This window comes from Flavobacterium sp. Arc2 (genome assembly GCF_041431385.1).
Classification (GTDB): domain Bacteria; phylum Bacteroidota; class Bacteroidia; order Flavobacteriales; family Flavobacteriaceae; genus Flavobacterium.
Genome location: NZ_JASMRH010000025.1, coordinates 44,823 through 62,201, shown reverse-complemented (window position 1 = coordinate 62,201; position 17,379 = coordinate 44,823). Strand labels below are relative to the sequence as shown.

Below are 17,379 nucleotides of genomic sequence, written 5' to 3'. Positions count from 1 at the left end.
GAAAATTTTTGAGCTTTTGAGTTAGCTCAAATTTTCAGAATAACTTTTTAACTTACACACTTTATGAGATGGTACCGCATATGATTTCGTAGTACCCCTTCTTCCTTACAGCCGAGACTTTTCATCGCGGCAATACTTCTTTTATTATCATTATCCGCTCTAAACTCGACACGTTCTACCTCAAGAGTTTCAAAAGCAAATTGTAATAATAAAAACTTACAGTGCTTGTTTAACCCTGTTCCTCGATATGCTGCACCGTACCAAGTATATCCTAATTGCAGTGTTTTGTGCGCAACATTAATATCATAAAAACGAGTACTACCAGCATATTTACCGGATTTTTTATCGAAAACAATAAATGGAAACTCTATTTTTCTTTCTCTAGCTGCTAGTGCTATTTGAATGTATTTTTCTAGATTCTCTTTTCCGTTAGCACGTACCAAAGAATATTTCCAAGTATCAGGCTCGTTAATTGAAAAATCTAATAAATTATCTAAATCAGTTTCTAGAAGCGGTCGAAGTAAAACCGTTTCATCCTCGAGAATTAAGTTAGGGAAAGAATCAAAATTCATTTGCTAATTATCAGATATCAGTATTATGGTAGTTTTTACTTCGATTGTGTAATTTGAATTCCTATTTATTTACAAAATAATACTACTCAGGCGAATACATTTCATCGTAGCGCATAGGAACTTGTGGGTCATATAATGGACATTTATATTCTTCCATAATATTCACTAACTGATCCATTGTCTTCCCTTCGGTACCATAGCAATCGATCTGTATACTTTGAGGTGTTGTTAGTACTTGAAAAGCACCTACTCCAGTGGTATTTTTCCAGCTATTTTCATCTACCTTTTCCCATTTTGAAAATACAGAAGCTATTCTATTCATAATTACTTGAACAGGAAGTTCTTCTAAGCCTTCAATAGTTGTTTCTTCATCGAGTGCTTCATACACTTCTTGATGGTTTAAGTAAACCTCCTCTAAATATTTCCAAAAAATTAATTCGTACATATCATTGTGTTTTTAGCCCTGATGGAAGTGGCATCCTTTTATTGTCTCGTTTTTTAACGAGACGATAAAAGATACAACGGACAGCAGGAATAGCTCCTAATTATATTAATATTCGAAAGTTCCGTATTCGCTGGTGATTGTCAATTTTTTAGTATCTGCTGCTTCTACCCTTCCTACGATTTGTGCATCAACGTTGAATGATTGCGAAATAGCGATAATCTCCTGCGCAACTACTTCAGGAACGTATAATTCCATGCGATGTCCACAGTTAAAAACTTGATACATTTCTTTCCAATCTGTTTTAGACTGTTCCTGTATCAATTTAAATAAAGGAGGAACTGGGAATAAATTATCTTTTATGATGTGTAGGTTTTCTACGAAATGTAGAATTTTTGTCTGTGCTCCGCCACTGCAATGTACCATACCATGAATAACTGTAGCATCATATTGATCTAAAATTTTCTTGATAATAGGTGCGTAAGTTCTGGTTGGCGAAAGCACTAATTGTCCGGCATCGATAGGAGAATTCTCTACGGCATCAGTCAATTTTACTTGTCCTGAATAAATTAAGTCTTCTGGAACCGCCGCATCAAAACTTTCTGGATATTTGGTAGCCAAATATTTTCCGAATACATCGTGACGTGCAGAAGTTAATCCATTGCTTCCCATTCCGCCATTGTAGCTTTTTTCATAAGTAGCCTGACCAAAAGAAGCCAAACCTACGATCACATCCCCTGCTTTGATATTAGCATTGTCAATGACTTTAGAACGTTTCATACGAGCTGTAACAGTAGAATCTACGATTATGGTACGAACGATATCACCCACATCAGCGGTTTCCCCGCCAGTTGAATGAATGGTCACGCCAAAGGAATCCAGTTCTTTTATCAGTTCTTCGGTTCCATTGATAATAGCCGAAATTACATCAGCAGTAATCAAGTTTTTGTTTCTACCAATAGTAGAAGATAACAAGATATTATCAGTTGCTCCAACGCACAATAAATCATCAATATTCATGATTAAAGCATCCTGGGCAATCCCTTTCCATACGGATATATCACCTGTTTCTTTCCAGTACATATAAGCCAGAGAAGATTTTGTTCCTGCCCCATCAGCATGCATGATTAAACAATATTCCTCGTCTTGGGTAAGATAATCAGGAACAATTTTACAAAATGCTTGAGGAAATAATCCTTTGTCAATATTTTTTATGGCGTTATGCACATCTTCTTTGGATGCCGAAACACCGCGAAGTGCATATCGTTTACTAGTATCTGAACTCATGTAGTGTAGTTGTGTAAGCTGCTTTGAGGCAGCTGGGTTGTTTGGCAAAGATAAATATTTTTTTTGGGTTTTGTGTATTCGCATTTAGGAAGTGTTTAATGTAAGAAGCAGAAGCATTAATAAAAATTGAAAACAAAAAAAATACCCAAATCGCTAAAGATGGGTATTTTTACTCGTTTATTTTTATCATTCCCAATCCGGCATGCTAGCATTGGTAAACAAAACTGTTCGTAAACTTCCGACACTAAGTGAGGGGGGAGTATACTTTATAATGTTTTTAGCCGATATACCATCGTTAGAAGTGTTCATTAATATTAACTCAGCTTCATTTGGAGAATACCTTACATCTAAGTCTAATGTTCCTGATATTTTCTCCATTCCTATCTCACTAACTACGTTACTATTAAAAGTATATTGAAACACTCTCGTGTCCAATTGTCTATAATTAGCATCTTCAAAACCTGACACGTCTTTTGTGAAAATTAATTTCTGAGCATTAACAGAAAAATTTAAACCTCCAATAGCTCCACTCGACCCAGATATAACCTGATTAACAATTGAACCCGCAGTATTAATTACATAAATTTCTGCATTATAACCGCTAGCATCATTTACCTTCAAGGCAATTTTTGTTCCATCATTACTCCAATCACATTCTGATATGAACTTCCCATTTGCAGTTTGATAAATTTTAGTCAAACCGCTACCGTCATTATTAATTCTATATAATTTATCAAAATAAGGATAAATAATTTGGCTTCCAGATGCGTTCCAAGAGAAATTAATAAAATCCGAATTAAATCCAGCAATAGGAACCGAATTAGTCAGTTTAAGAACACCTGAACCATCTTGATTCATTGTGTAAATATGATTTTGAGCACCACTTGCTCTAATAAATGCGATTTTTTTAACTTGATTATTTTTTCTTGGTCGCCAGCTATTAATACTCGAATTAGTTAATTGTAATTCATTTCCACTCTCATCACCTGAATAAATCACGTAATTATTGCTTTCTTTTTTAACAAATAAAAATCTTGCATTTGGAAAAGCTGTTGTAGTAAATGTTCGAATGGCGCTTAAAACTGGAGGATTTACGCCATCTGATACTGAAACCTGCCAATAATACTTAGTGCTATAAGTTAATCCCGTTAATGTATAGTTAGGTTTAGAAATATCTGAATAAACTACAACATCATTACTACTATCTTTTCTTAATGTAACTTCATACTTTAAGCTATCTTTTTCAGTATCTGTAGCTGTCCAAGTCAATTTTAATTCTAGAGTTTGATTAATTGCATTATCAGCAGGTGTCACAAGGACAGGTGCCGTTGGTGCCTTATTATTAGTAGTTGATAATTTTAGCTCAAAAACTAAATTAGTCGATTTACCACTATTTACAGTAGCAGCCTCATACGTAGTAATATAACCATCCTTTTGAGCTTCAAAAGAGTAATCCCCAACTTTGACATTGGGAACAACAAACTTTCCTTCCTCATCTGTAAAAACAATGCTTGAATTTGGACTCGAAAACACTTTTACGTTTGCCAAAGGTAAAAAAGTCAAAGCACTAACTACCTTTCCTTCTACTGTGCCATATTCTTCACCAGCAATCTTTTCTTCACTACAAGAAGACATCAAAACTAGAAGAACAAAACTGATTTTAAGATAAATATTTTTCATCATTATGGAATTAATATTATTTATGAACTAAGACTATTTGTTTTTGGTATTAGTATTACCTTTATTATCTAACGATTTTTTTTATTTGAAAAATAGTACGTTAGACCTAAACCAAAACGATAATAATAATCATCCCGAACTCCTCTTTCTATATAATCAATATTATCGCTAAAATTGAGATTATGCTCTCCAAACATTTTAATTCCTATATTATCTGAAGCCATGTATTCCAAACCAAGTCCATACTGAATTTTGGTATGAGTATTATCAAATTTTGAATTAAACCCATAACCTGCTCCAGCAAAAATATAAGGTGTTAATTTATCTTTTGGCAACAAAATCAACTCTGCATTAAGATCTAATGTCGCATATCCGCCATCAAAAACATATTTATTAGCTAGTTTAAAAACATTTGTTGAGGCGCTTAAATTAAAACCAGGAGTGAAAAAATACTTTAAGGCTCCACGTGCCATTGGTCTGATTTCTGAATTTCCATAATCACCATCCATCAAAGTCGCACCTCCACTTACTTCTATTGCAAATTTAGACCTTCTTTGTTCGAGTTTTCTTCCATAAATTGTTGCAACACCAGCATCTTGATTTTCTTTGTTGTACTTTTTTAACAAAGAATCAATCTCTGGCTGAGGAATATTTGCTTCCCAAATTCCTTCTTCAATCCCTCCTAAAACCATTGATTCTACAGCTTTTTCAATTGCTTCAGTTACTGCCATATGAATTGGTTCATTTGTAGTATAACCTGTTTCTACTTCTAAAAGCCGTTTGAAGTTGACATAGCGAAATAAACTTTCATCAATAGCTTGTGATAAAATAGTTTTAGATATATAAACAGATTTAAGAATTTTACCATTAGAAGTCGATACCATTCTCAAATAGATAGTCACACGATCTTGACGATATTTTACCGAACCACCTGCACCAAAATAACGCGCACCAAAACCACCTGTAATTATGTTTGAATCGTATGACACAATTCCGCCTTCTAATAGTACTCCAGCATATAAAAGAGGCGTTAACTGTGGTTCATTAGGATTAGCATTTTTATTATATTCTTGGCGAGTAGAACGAATTAGGTTTCGTTCCTGTAATAAATTACCAATATTCTCTCTTTCAATTGGAATAAACCATTTGGAATCCTCTAGTGCTTTTATAAGTATTGAAGTAGCACCCTGGGTTACTGCTGTACTAAAACTGCTTCCGTTTTCTACTGCTTTATATTGTCCTGTTTGGTCCCTGAACTTGTAAACACCAACAACAATCTGCTGTTTAGGCTCAGGCAAATCTTTTAACAGAGAAGTTGCAGGAGTGCCTTCTCCTATAATTGCTTTTTCGATTCCAGTTGGCTGATTATAAAATGCTCCACAACTGGAAAGAAATAAGAGTAAAAAAAAGTAGGTTAGAATTCTCATAATTATTTATTTGGGATTATTACTTGTGTTTGCTCACCTGTGGTAGTATCGAGTATATTTATCGACAGACCATTCGAAGTAGGATAAACATCTATAGCATAACTCCCAAATGTATAAGAACCCTCCGAAAGACCATCTGTTCCAAATTGTTGCTTATAAAGTAAGCTAGATACTTGACTTAATAATTGTGAATTTAAACTAGCCTTAAACTGCTCTAAATCCGTTTTAGTTTCAGTTTCGCTTGTTTTTTCTTTAAATTTATTTTGATTCTCTGCGCTACTCATTAACCATTGATAATTGAAAGTATCCCCGCCAAAAGCTGGATTAACTGGCTTATATACTAAAGCTTGTGCTTTAATAGTAAATGAAAATAAAAATAAAATCAATGAAAAATAGATGAATTTCATAATAAAAGAATAAAATTAATACTGAGTGAAATATTTGCTTTGTTTTTCTTTTTCTTTTAAGTAATAATAGGTTCTGCTTATTGCTTCATCAGAAACCGCTTCTAAGAATTCGTCGTCAGGCCTTACGATAAACTCATATATAATCTCATTTTCAATTGTAATAGTTATTTTTGTATTCCTAGCAAAACTATATTCTTCTCCTATTACAACAATGTCCTTTGCGTTTATTCCAATATCATTATATTTATAGTAATATTTATCATAAAAATCTTTACCTACTCTTGTTTTAGTATCATCAGTTATAATACCTCTCATAACAAAACTATCATCTGGTACAGCTAAGGTCGTTATCTGCTGTTCTTTTTTTTTTCTTCGCCTAAAACTAAACGGTCTTTACTAATAATCTGTTTGTCCTCATTAAAAAATATTAATAATATAATTACTTCGTCATCACTAGCAATATTAACCTGAGTAGTTGACAATTTTATTAGTTCATTTGGCTTTAAAATAAAAACTCCTTCCTGAGCATTTGTGGAGTTATTATTATTTGCGTGATTGTTTTTTATTACAGATAATTTATAAGATGCGCTTTTTGTAATATCTGTTTGATTTTCTGCAGTTCCTGTAATTTTAATATTGCCCTCACTTTTTTCAATCTCAATTTTAGCCCTTACTTCATCTTGAGGTATGGGATTTTGGGCATAAAAAAATGTACTAACAAACAAAAGAATTATACTAAAATATCTATTTACTAATTGCATTTTAAAATTTATTTAATTTATTTAAAATAATTATAGCAGCTTCTTTTTTATTAAAAACAGAAGAACTAAAACTTTTAACTAGACAATATCCCTCTCTTATCCTAAGTAAACTGAATATGAAAGAAATACTTAATTAAAAAAAATGAGATAGCCATAAAAACTATCTCATTTTGTTTTATTCTCAAAATATTACATTCCGTTATTTTGAGTAACAGTAATTGAATTGTTATTTCCTTTTGAATAAGCAATACTTTCATGACCATTACCAGTTTGCATAACTGTTGCAGTATTATATTTCCCTATTTGCAAAGTATTATCTAATAACATAGTCCCATTTTGAGTTGTAGTTGCTGTGTTTTCCGTTCCATATTGATAATGGTTAGAAGTATTTCCTATAGCACCCGGAGACGTTTGATTCTGAACTGAGTGATTTTGAACCCCACCTTGACTAGCATAAGCGGTATTACCATTACCATTTTGAGTTTGAATCGCATCGTTATTATAATTTGGTGATACCGGAACTGGAACTGCGGCTACAGCGGCCAATTGAGTAGAACTAAAAACAGACCCTACTTTTGGTTTTTCGTTACCATTTGTTCCTTGATCAATCGTCGCAACATTAAGGTTACCCGTTTGAACTTGTGTTGCCCAATCAGATCCACGGGTAGCTTGTGGTGCTCCTTTAACTTGGTCCTGCCAAATCTTAGCTTTATTTTTATTACCCGTTTGAGTTTGAAATGCCTCATTGTCTTTATTATTTTGAGAAATAAAGGCACCATTGTCGTTACCAATTTGCATTACAACTGCAGAATTTCTTAGTGCATCATAAGCAACAGGTTTATTAGCTTTAGAAGGTTTAATCCCTTGATAAACTTCAGACGTATTACGATCCCCTAATTGATCAACATCTGATTCATTATTGTGACCCTGTTGTTTAACAATTGAGACGTCCAAATTCCCAACTTGATTCACATCTGACATGTTTACCTGAGCCATCCCAACCGAACCTACTAATAACATCGCGGAGATGCTTAAAAAAACTTTTTTCATAATAAATATATTTAATTGGTTATTAATACAAACTATTATGTAGGTTTAAAAAAGTGATTTGGGAACCTCTTTTTCATCATAACAAATAACAAGATTTTTAGTACTAAAAAACAACTCTTATTTGACTACTACATCTCAAATATATAAAAAATATATCGAAAACACCCCAATATTAAAGACTTGTTTTACAGGAAAATAGCTATTTTCGATAAAACGCAAGACTTTGACGATGACCTACATATATTTTTTCAACCTATGCAGCTATGGAGAGACTCAATTCAATTTGACAATAAAATTCGCACAAAGAAATAGCCTGATTCATAAAAAAAATTACGAAAATACCCCAAGAACTCATTATCAAAATCACAATAAAATACTATTCTCTGCCTTGGCAGTTACAAGGACTCCATAAAATAAAACAAGGAGGATTTTCAACTATCTCAATTTGTCCTAAGAATAATATTCAGGAACAAATCAATTATTTATTTAATCCTTAAAGAAGTTAGTTTTATTAAAAAAAACTACAATTATCGCAAACAAACCATAACAAAAGATCATCAAGCTTGAGACTAAATTAAAGCCCTTAAATAAATAGAAGGCGCTACTCGTAAGACAGCTTATTGTAGCAGAGAAAAAAGAATCAAAATTGAGACTGAAAAAAAACTGAATTCGAACAATCAATCATTTTAAATAAAAAGAGTAACAAACATTGGTCTTAAACTGATATTTATTCAGGATTGAAGATGAGATTATTTTAAACGAAAAACATGAAAATAAAACTAATTAAGTTGCTTTAAGTACTCTTAATTTTAGAAAAAAAACTAGAAAAGATCCTACGAATAAAAATAGCAAACCAAATTATCTAGAAATCATTTAATAAATAATGACCTGAGGTTTCATTATTGCAATTACCTATTCTATCCGAATCACATTTATTCTCAAAACATAGACACTATAACGCATAAAAAACATCTACAAAGATGTTTTCTTGTTGTTTAATATATAATTTTTATTCACCTATACCTTTTTTGACCCGTAAAAAAAGATAATTTAAACGATGCACTTTTAATAACATCAGTTTGATTTTCTACTATTACTATTCCTATAATAGTAATAGTATTTACACTTTTTTCTATTTCCATTTTTCCCGTACTAATTTTTTGAAATGGGCATTATGAACTTACACATATATAACAAGAAACGAAAGTATAATACTAAAACCTCTATTTACTAATTCTATTTTTAATTTAACTTGTTTAAAATAATAACAGAAGCACCATTACCAGTTTGTGAGACTTTCATATCTTTTGATATTGAATTAGTTCCTATACTTTTTATATTTTGATTGCTTCCATTCTGAATCATTTGGGTGTTCACATCATAATTTGTCCTGAAGGAATAATCCTCAATTTTACTATTGTTTCCCTTTTGACTAACATCGACAAAAATATTTTTAGCCTCTTTAACTAATGAGTATTGATTATTATCACCATACTGATTTAACGAAATATTCGATATTTTAGATTTTACATCAATTAATGCATAATTATAATCGCCAATTTGCTGAATAGAAACGCCTGAATTTTGATTGTTTAAATAAGCATCTTTAGTGTTTTCATTTTTAGCTGAAGATGAAAGCACACTTAAAGCAGCTTCTTTTTTATCAAAAACAGAAGAACTATAGTTTTTAACCAACGAATTTTCATCTCTATCCTGAGAAAACAGAAACTGAGTACAAAATATAAGAAGTACAAAATTTAAAAAAAGAGTTTTCATTTTATTTATTGTTAAATTAAAAAAATGAGATAGCCATAATAACTATCTCATTTTGTTATATTCTCAAAATATTACATTCCGTTATTTTGAGTTACAGTAATTGAATTGTTATTTCCTTTTGAATAAGCAATACTTTCATGACCATTACCATTTTGTGTAACAGTTGCTGTATTTAAATTTCCTATTTGCATAGTATTATCTAATAACATAGTCCCATTTTGAGTTGTAGTTGCTGTGTTTTCTCTTCCATATTGATAATGGTTAGAAGTATTTCCTATAGCACCTGGAGACGTTTGATACTGAAAAGAGTGATTTTCAACTCCACCTTGGCTAGCATAAGCTGTATTACCATTACCATTTTGAACTTGAAGCGCATCGTTATTATAATTAGGTGAAACGGGAACTGGAACAGCTGCTACAGCTGCCAATTGAGCACTACTAAAAACAGAAGGTGCTACTGGTTTTTCATTACCACTTGTTCCTTGATCGATTGTCGCAACATTAAGATTACCCGTTTGCTCTTGTGTTGCCCAATCAGAACCACGTGTCGCTTGTGGTGCTCCTACAATTTGATCTTGCCAAATAGTAGCGGTATTTTTATTACCCGTTTGAGTTTGAAAAGCTTCATTATCCTGATTACTTTGAGAAATAAAAGCCCCATTGTCATTACCATTTTGCATTACAACTGCAGAATTTCTTAGTGCATCAAAAAGGCCAGGTCGAATTCCTTGATAAACTTCAGACGTATTACGGTCCCCTAATTGATCAACATCAGATGCATTATTGTGACCGTTTTGATCTACAATTGAGACGTCCAAATTCCCAACTTGATTCACATCAGATGTGTTTACTTGAGCCGTAGCTACTGAACCTACTAATAGCATCGCGGAGATACTTAAAAAAACATTTTTCATAATAAATATATTTAATTGGTTATTAATACAAGTTATCATGTAGGTTTTAAAAAAGTGATTTGGGAATCCTCTTCTTCATAATAAATAACAAGGTTTTTAGTATAAATACATACCCCTTATTTGATTATTACATTTCAAAGATAGAAAACATTTCTCGAAAAAAACCAGTATAAACACCTGCTTTTCACTGATATAGTCATGTTTTCGATGAAACGCAAGACTTTTACGGTGAACTACATTATTTTCCTCATATTAGTATAAGAAAAAAATTACGTCATTACCTTTTTAAATATAAATGCTATTTATTCGACCATTTAATAAGAATTCAATTATAAAAAACTAACTAAACTAACTAAACTATAATTACAAATACAAAAGCGCTCAAAAATTAATCGCATCATAAAGTCATTTAATATACTAATCCGATAAAGGAATCTATGACGAAATCAAGTAACACAAGTGCATAATTTTACAGCACTATTAATGTATTTTAAACCTATAATAATATAAGGCACTTTATACCGGCTATAATCTTTATTCGCTATACCATTGCCCTAATCAAAACTTCTACTCCACGAAAGTATTTTTAGCCAAGAATAATATTTTTTTTGTTCTACAGGATTTATACCATAAAAAAATGCCTATCCAAAACGGATAGGCATTTTCAATCTTAAGACTGTTTGCTTACTATTTTGTAAACAACAATTCTCTGTATTTAGTTAAAGTCCATAGTTCATTATCAACTAATAGCTCTAATTTATCACAATGCTCACGAATCACTTCAAAATACGGTTTTACGTTATCACAGTATGCTTCAGCCATTTCTTGACCATCAGTCAACACATTCGCTTTCTTTCTTTCGTTAGTCATCTCAAGTACTTTAGAATTGATCCCTTCGATATGTTTAGAAATGCTTTTGATTAAAACAATTTGCTCTTTAGCCACATTTTCAAAGTCAGCTCCAAAGATATTTTTCAACCCGCTCACATTTTCAATCAAAGTATTTTGGTAACGAATAGCAGTTGGAATTACGTGGTTTGTTGCTATATCACCTAATACTCTACCTTCAATTTGAATTTTCTTAGTATACTCTTCTAATTCAATTTCGTAACGTGCTTCAACCTCAATATGATTCATGATTCCTAAATCAGAAAACAAATCTAAGGCTTGTTTAGATGCTCTAGCTTTCAATGCCAGGGGAGTCGTTTTAAAGTTACTCAATCCTCTTTTCCCTGCTTCTATTTCCCATGCTTCACTGTAACCGTCTCCTTCAAAAAGGATTTTTTTAGAATGCTTGATGTATTCTCTCAAAACATTGAAAATCGCATCGTCTTTCTTCATGTCTTTCGACTCAATTAAAGCATCTACTTCTTTCTTGAAATCTCTCAATTGTTTTGCAACGATAGCATTTAATGTAGTCATTGAATTAGAACAATTAGAATTAGAACCTACTGCTCTGAACTCAAATTTATTTCCTGTAAAAGCAAATGGTGAAGTTCTGTTTCTGTCTGTATTATCCAAAAGAACGTCTGGAATTTTACCTACAACATTCAATTTTAAATCTGTTTTTTCTTCTGGAGATAATTTCCCTGCTGTTACGCCTTCTAATTCAGCTAAAACTTTAGTCAATTGTTCTCCAATAAATACAGAGATAATAGCCGGTGGCGCTTCATTTGCACCTAACCTATGGTCATTACCTGCAGTTGCAATAGCACCTCTTAACAAAGATTCATGGTCATGTACTGCTTTTATAGTATTGATAAAGAAAGTCAAAAACTGCAAATTGCTCATTGGCGTTTTACTTGGACTCAACAAGTTTACACCTGTATCTGTTGCTAATGACCAGTTATTATGTTTCCCTGAACCGTTTACTCCTTTAAATGGTTTTTCATGAAATAACACTTTCAAATCATGACGCTCTGCTACTTTCTCCATCACATCCATCAACAAACAATTGTGATCTACAGCAAGGTTTGTTTCTTCGAAAATAGGTGCCAACTCAAATTGATTTGGAGCTACTTCATTGTGACGTGTTTTTACTGGTATTCCAAGTAACATACATTCTTGCTCTAGATCTCTCATATAAGTAAGTGCACGGGTAGGAATTGAACCAAAATAATGATCATCCAATTGTTGCCCTTTTGCAGATGTATGACCTAACAAAGTTCTTCCAGTCATCATAAGATCTGGACGAGAAAGTGCCAATGCTCTATCTATCAAGAAATATTCTTGCTCCCATCCTAGGGTTGCAGTAACTTTCTTTACATTTTTATCAAAATATTTACATACCTCAGTAGCAGCTTCATCCATAACCTGTAAGGCACGTAACAAAGGTGTTTTATAATCTAAAGCTTCTCCTGTGTAAGAGATAAAAACCGTTGGAATACATAATGTAGTTCCAAATATGAATGCTGGAGACGTAGGATCCCAAGCTGTATATCCTCTCGCTTCAAAAGTATTTCTAATTCCTCCGTTAGGAAAACTAGATGCATCTGGCTCTTGTTGCACTAATTGTGCTCCTCCAAATTTTTCTACTGGATCACCACCATCATATGAAGTTTCAAAGAAAGCATCATGTTTTTCAGCAGTAGCTCCAGTCAATGGTTGAAACCAGTGTGTGTAATGAGTTACTCCTTTAGACAAGGCCCACTCCTTCATACCCATTGCAATATAGTCCGCTAATTTTCTGTCTATTTTAGTTCCATGCTGTACTGCACCTTGAACTCCTTTAAAAGCGTCTGAAGTCAAATATTGCTTCATTGCTTTATCATTAAATACATTTGAACCGAAAAGAATTGATTTTTTACCAGACTCTTCAAATTTAATTGGCTTTCTTGTTGATGCTTCTCTCAAAGCTTGGAAACGTATTGTTGACATAAAAATTATATTTAAAAAATTAAACCCCTATTATTGAGGCGCAAATATAATTCAAATAATGTTTTTATAAAATTTTACCTCTAATTTTTTAGGGTAAAACCAATTAAATTATGTTTTTCGTAAAAAAAACCTTTAATACTGACAACATATTAATTTTAAGCCCGTAAATCTCCAAATTGACATTTCAGCTAAACAATAAGCCTCTTTTTACCTTTAAGATTCAACTTTATAAGAATAAATTTCACAGTTAGCAATCAAAAAGTATCTTTGTAAATCTATAAAACAACTCGATTTATGATTGTCTGGATTTCTTTCTTTATTATCGTTTTTATAATCCTAGCATTAGATTTAGGTGTCTTCAATAAAACACCCCATATTATTAGCACAAAAGAGGCTACTAAGTGGACCGTAATTTGGGTAACACTGTCTTTTCTCTTTTCTGGGGTTATTTACTGGATATATGCTAACAATTATATTTCTAACCCAGACGGACTAAAACCTCTTGCCGCATCGATAAAATTCATTACTGGATATTTAATAGAATTATCTCTTAGCGTCGATAATATATTTGTGATAGCTATTATCTTTTCGGCTTTTAAGATTCCACAAAAATACCAACACAGGGTTTTATTCTGGGGTATACTAGGCGCCATCGTTTTTAGGGGTTTAATGATCTCTTTTGGTGTTTTATTAATCCATAAATTCTTTTGGGCTACTTATCTCTTTGGCTTCTTCCTGATTTTCACAGCAATGAAAATGTTGTTTTCAAACGGAGAAGAAAAATTTGAACCTAAAAAATCATTTGTATATAAAAGTTTAAAAAAGGTAATTCCTATTTCAAACCATATCGATAAAGAACATTTTTTTGTAAAAAGAAGACATATCACCGCTGCAACACCCTTATTCGTTGCATTGGTAATTATTGAAGTTATGGATGTTGTATTTGCCATTGATAGCGTTCCCGCAATTCTAGCTATTACAAGCGATCCCTTCTTAGTATTTAGCTCTAACATTTTTGCCATATTAGGATTGCGATCCATGTATTTCTTTTTGGCTAATATGATTGAAAAGTTCAGCTATTTAGAATTTAGCCTTATTGCTATATTAAGTTTCGTAGGCCTTAAAATGATACTCCACGAACTTATTGAAATTCCAGAGTGGGCTTCATTAGTTTTTATTGCCATTTCTCTTTTAGCAGGAATTGCAGTCTCGTTATATATGAGCAAACGAGAAACTACTGAAGAAAACTAAACACGAAAATACAATTTATGGCCCCATGCCTTATGAAGAAACATATTGCAAATAAAAAAAGGAAATCGCGAGATTTCCTTTTTTTATTTGCAATATTCACAATATTAAAAACTAATATTCTGAATTTGACTTTCCTTTATATTTAAGGCCGCTATCACATCCGCGTAATTATTTTTATTAATTGAAGTAGAAAAACTACCAGGCACAATTACAATACGAAAAGTTTGATTGCTTATGTATGACGGCGTTGTACTTAAATCATAATCACCTGCTGCATAAATTGTAAAATCCTCTTTGCTAAAATCAAAATCATAATCTAACTCACCTTCAGATAGAAAGAGAGTTCTTGGAATAAGTTGCCACACTGGAGTGTTAGCATCTATTGTCCCACTCATTCTATAAATCAGTACAACATCCGAAGCAAATATCAGAGGATCTAATACTCGATAAATAGAGTAACCGTCTGTAGCATTGTAATTAAAATTGACATTTTTAAGTTCAAAAACTTCTCCCAGTAACCCATCCTGTCCATCAAAGCCAGGTTCGCCCTGAGGTCCTTCACAACTTGAAATGAAAATCATTCCAATAATCGCTAAAATTGTACTAATCTTTTTCATAACTATCTTTTTTAAATGGTTCTCTTATTACTATTTACATTTCATTAACTATACCAAATTTAAACATTAAACCATTAATAATCAAGTAAATAGACACAAAACACTCACTCCAACTACAAAAAAAACTATTTACCTTTTATTTTTGACCAATAAAAAAGGGAACATTGCAGCTCCCTTTTTTACTATAAATTTAATTATTAAAGATCAATTTTCTGAATCTGGTTGTCTTTTAAATTCAAGGCCGTAATAACGTCAGAGTAACTATTTTTATTCACTGATTTAGCATAATTAGCTGGTACGACCACAATTCTAATTACCTGGTTGACTCTAAAATTTGTAGACACAGACTGTAAATCATTTCCAACCATATAAATATTTACATCACGATTTGTATAATCATATCTAAAACCAAAATCTAATGCACCATTATTATAATAGTAGGTTTCCGGCAATAATTCCCATATATCTCCTTGTGAGTTAGATCCAGATAGTCTGTACGTCAAAACCACATCCGAAGAATAAATTGGCGGACTAAATGCTACCAGTCTACTGAAGCTATTATTCGAATTGAACGAAGTCGTTATTTCAAAAACTTCAGTTCTCGCAATTGGCTCAATTTCAAAAGTTCCTGATGTTGTGCAACTTTGTAAAGTGAACAAGCCAGCAATGGCTACAAATGTAATTATTTTTTTCATGTTTTTATTTTTTAGGGTTTCTTATTTTCGTATATTCATTAACTATGCCAAAATTTATATTGTAAAAAAAACACAGCATTGAAACATGGAAAAAAAACTAAAATTACACATGGTTATGCTAGGCTGTACGCCGGCTGGGCGACTTACGGAACAACATGATATTTTCTTTGGAATTGGAGCGTCCCTAAAAGATTTGATCCCAGAAATGAAAGCTTTTTGGCCCGAGGCCAAAGGAAGAATCCATATCGATGCCTGGCGAGAAGTCTCAGTCGTGGACAATTTTTCGATTGAAATTATACCTAAAGAAACCGTTGAAAACACTAATTTAGACCATTTATTTTTTATCAACTTAGGTGGTTATAAGGAAAATGAGTTTGAAGAGTACCATTACAAAATGCTAACCGTTGCTACATCTATAGGACTCGCCTCCAAGAAGTCGAGAAGAACCACATTTTACAAGCATTGTGGCTTTAAGGGTGCTGGCGTCTCGCATATCGACGATAAATACGGAATCGATATTGACGACATTTATAAGGTAACTGACATCTTGAATAGTCAGCTCAAAGAAAAATATTCCATAAAAATAACCAAGTCAGAAACGAAACTACAAGAAGACGTTTTGCATATTGGGTACTTAAAAATATCCGGAATTAAGTAAATTATTTCATTAAAGGACGTGTTTTATCAAAACAGCTTGAACAAAATTATGTTTATTTTAATACCTATTTATGAATTGCTCCTTACTATAATTTGTAATTTTATGGTACTAAGAGATTAAATTTACAAAATTATGGAAAAGAGAATAGCTATTTTAGCAACAAACGGATTTGAAGAAGTTGAGTTAAGCTCACCTAAAGAATATTTAGAAAAACAAGGTTGGAGAGCCGAAATCGTGAGTCCAGAAAGCGGAAGCATAAAATCATGGGCTTCTACTGACTGGGGAAAAGATTATAAAGTTGATCAAGAATTAAAAAATGTTAAAGCTACTGATTATGATGCTTTAGTTCTACCTGGGGGAGTTATTAATCCAGATAAATTAAGAACAAATGAAAATGCTTTGGCTTTTATAAAAGATTTTTTTAAAGCTGGAAAGCCTGTTGCGTCAATTTGCCACGGTCCACAAATTTTAATTAGCGCTGGACTAGTTAAAGGACGAACAATGACTTCCTATCCTTCTATAAAGGTTGATTTAATCAATGCTGGAGCAAATTGGCATGATCAAGAAGTTGTTGTAGATCAAGGATTAGTTACGAGTAGAAATCCTAATGACTTACCAGCATTCAATAAAAAATTAGTAGAAGAAATTAAAGAAGGGAAACACCAGCAAGTAGTTTAATCTTTATAAATAAAAAAAATGCAGAAAATATTTTCCGCATTTTTTTTATTTAAATCACTTTTCAAACGCTATTTCTAGGTATACTGATAAAGGACCATGTGTCCCGTTTTTCTTTGCAGCAAAACCTCCTTCAAAGTAGTAGATATATGTTAGCTCAATAGTAGTAAGCAGTAGAAATGAGAAAGCCTTCCATAAACGGAAGGCTTTCTCTTGAACAGATCCCGATAAAAATCGGGATAAGCGATTCACACACTTTTTTTGCAAAAGCAAGGCACTCTTTTCTAATT

18 protein-coding genes are annotated in these 17,379 nt (G+C 32.3%); 3 read left to right on the top strand and 15 right to left on the bottom strand.

Annotated features, from left to right (window positions below; translation table 11 throughout):
- Positions 1–47: 47 nt before the first annotated feature.
- From QO182_RS16000 to QO182_RS15945, 12 genes are all read right to left on the bottom strand, one after another.
- The gene (locus QO182_RS16000) at positions 48–572 is read right to left on the bottom strand and encodes a GNAT family N-acetyltransferase (RefSeq protein WP_371562688.1); all 525 of its coding nucleotides are present in this window, start codon (positions 570–572) and stop codon (positions 48–50) included.
- A gap of 82 nt (positions 573–654) precedes the next feature.
- Positions 655–1,017, bottom strand: coding sequence for a hypothetical protein (locus tag QO182_RS15995; RefSeq protein WP_371562685.1), 363 nt, complete (start codon positions 1,015–1,017; stop codon positions 655–657).
- Between the two features lie 105 nt (positions 1,018–1,122).
- The gene (locus QO182_RS15990) at positions 1,123–2,301 is read right to left on the bottom strand and encodes an AIR synthase related protein (RefSeq protein WP_371562691.1); all 1,179 of its coding nucleotides are present in this window, start codon (positions 2,299–2,301) and stop codon (positions 1,123–1,125) included.
- A gap of 186 nt (positions 2,302–2,487) precedes the next feature.
- Positions 2,488–3,984 (bottom strand): carboxypeptidase regulatory-like domain-containing protein, encoded by a 1,497-nt coding sequence (locus QO182_RS15985; RefSeq protein WP_371539092.1) that lies wholly within the window; start codon positions 3,982–3,984, stop codon positions 2,488–2,490.
- A gap of 65 nt (positions 3,985–4,049) precedes the next feature.
- Positions 4,050–5,408, bottom strand: coding sequence for a CsgG/HfaB family protein (locus QO182_RS15980; protein ID WP_371539089.1), 1,359 nt, complete (start codon positions 5,406–5,408; stop codon positions 4,050–4,052).
- A 2-nt stretch (positions 5,409–5,410) separates the two neighbouring features.
- Entirely contained in the window at positions 5,411–5,815 is a 405-nt protein-coding gene (locus QO182_RS15975; RefSeq protein WP_371539086.1) for a curli production assembly/transport component CsgF, read from the bottom strand.
- Between the two features lie 15 nt (positions 5,816–5,830).
- Positions 5,831–6,130, bottom strand: a complete 300-nt coding sequence (locus QO182_RS15970; RefSeq protein WP_371539083.1) for a CsgE family curli-type amyloid fiber assembly protein — start codon at positions 6,128–6,130, stop codon at positions 5,831–5,833.
- A gap of 32 nt (positions 6,131–6,162) precedes the next feature.
- Positions 6,163–6,576, bottom strand: a complete 414-nt coding sequence (locus QO182_RS15965) for a hypothetical protein (RefSeq protein WP_371539080.1) — start codon at positions 6,574–6,576, stop codon at positions 6,163–6,165.
- Positions 6,577–6,765: 189 nt separating this feature from the next.
- Complete coding sequence (locus QO182_RS15960; RefSeq protein WP_371539079.1) at positions 6,766–7,626, bottom strand: hypothetical protein; 861 nt, start codon at positions 7,624–7,626, stop codon at positions 6,766–6,768.
- 1,242 nt (positions 7,627–8,868) lie between these two features.
- The gene (locus tag QO182_RS15955) at positions 8,869–9,402 is read right to left on the bottom strand and encodes a hypothetical protein (protein WP_371539076.1); all 534 of its coding nucleotides are present in this window, start codon (positions 9,400–9,402) and stop codon (positions 8,869–8,871) included.
- A gap of 71 nt (positions 9,403–9,473) precedes the next feature.
- Positions 9,474–10,316, bottom strand: a complete 843-nt coding sequence (locus tag QO182_RS15950; RefSeq protein ID WP_371539072.1) for a hypothetical protein — start codon at positions 10,314–10,316, stop codon at positions 9,474–9,476.
- Between the two features lie 687 nt (positions 10,317–11,003).
- A complete protein-coding gene (locus QO182_RS15945; RefSeq protein ID WP_371539069.1) occupies positions 11,004–13,193 on the bottom strand; it encodes a glutamine synthetase III in 2,190 nt (729 codons plus the stop codon).
- 294 nt (positions 13,194–13,487) lie between these two features.
- Between QO182_RS15945 and QO182_RS15940 the strand changes: the two genes are divergently transcribed.
- Positions 13,488–14,444, top strand: a complete 957-nt coding sequence (locus QO182_RS15940) for a TerC/Alx family metal homeostasis membrane protein (RefSeq protein ID WP_371539066.1) — start codon at positions 13,488–13,490, stop codon at positions 14,442–14,444.
- Positions 14,445–14,548: 104 nt separating this feature from the next.
- Here QO182_RS15940 and QO182_RS15935 read toward each other — a convergent pair whose 3' ends face one another.
- The gene (locus QO182_RS15935; RefSeq protein WP_371539064.1) at positions 14,549–15,061 is read right to left on the bottom strand and encodes a hypothetical protein; all 513 of its coding nucleotides are present in this window, start codon (positions 15,059–15,061) and stop codon (positions 14,549–14,551) included.
- A gap of 197 nt (positions 15,062–15,258) precedes the next feature.
- On the bottom strand, positions 15,259–15,756 hold the full coding sequence (locus QO182_RS15930; RefSeq protein ID WP_371539062.1) for a hypothetical protein: 498 nt from the start codon (positions 15,754–15,756) through the stop codon (positions 15,259–15,261).
- Between the two features lie 85 nt (positions 15,757–15,841).
- Here QO182_RS15930 and QO182_RS15925 point away from each other — a divergent pair, with 85 nt between their 5' ends.
- Complete coding sequence (locus QO182_RS15925; RefSeq protein ID WP_371539059.1) at positions 15,842–16,414, top strand: DUF1543 domain-containing protein; 573 nt, start codon at positions 15,842–15,844, stop codon at positions 16,412–16,414.
- A gap of 132 nt (positions 16,415–16,546) precedes the next feature.
- Positions 16,547–17,092 (top strand): type 1 glutamine amidotransferase domain-containing protein, encoded by a 546-nt coding sequence (locus QO182_RS15920; RefSeq protein ID WP_371539057.1) that lies wholly within the window; start codon positions 16,547–16,549, stop codon positions 17,090–17,092.
- A gap of 54 nt (positions 17,093–17,146) precedes the next feature.
- Here QO182_RS15920 and QO182_RS15915 read toward each other — a convergent pair.
- On the bottom strand, positions 17,147–17,379 hold a 233-nt coding region (locus QO182_RS15915; RefSeq protein ID WP_371539055.1), incomplete at its 5' end, for a hypothetical protein.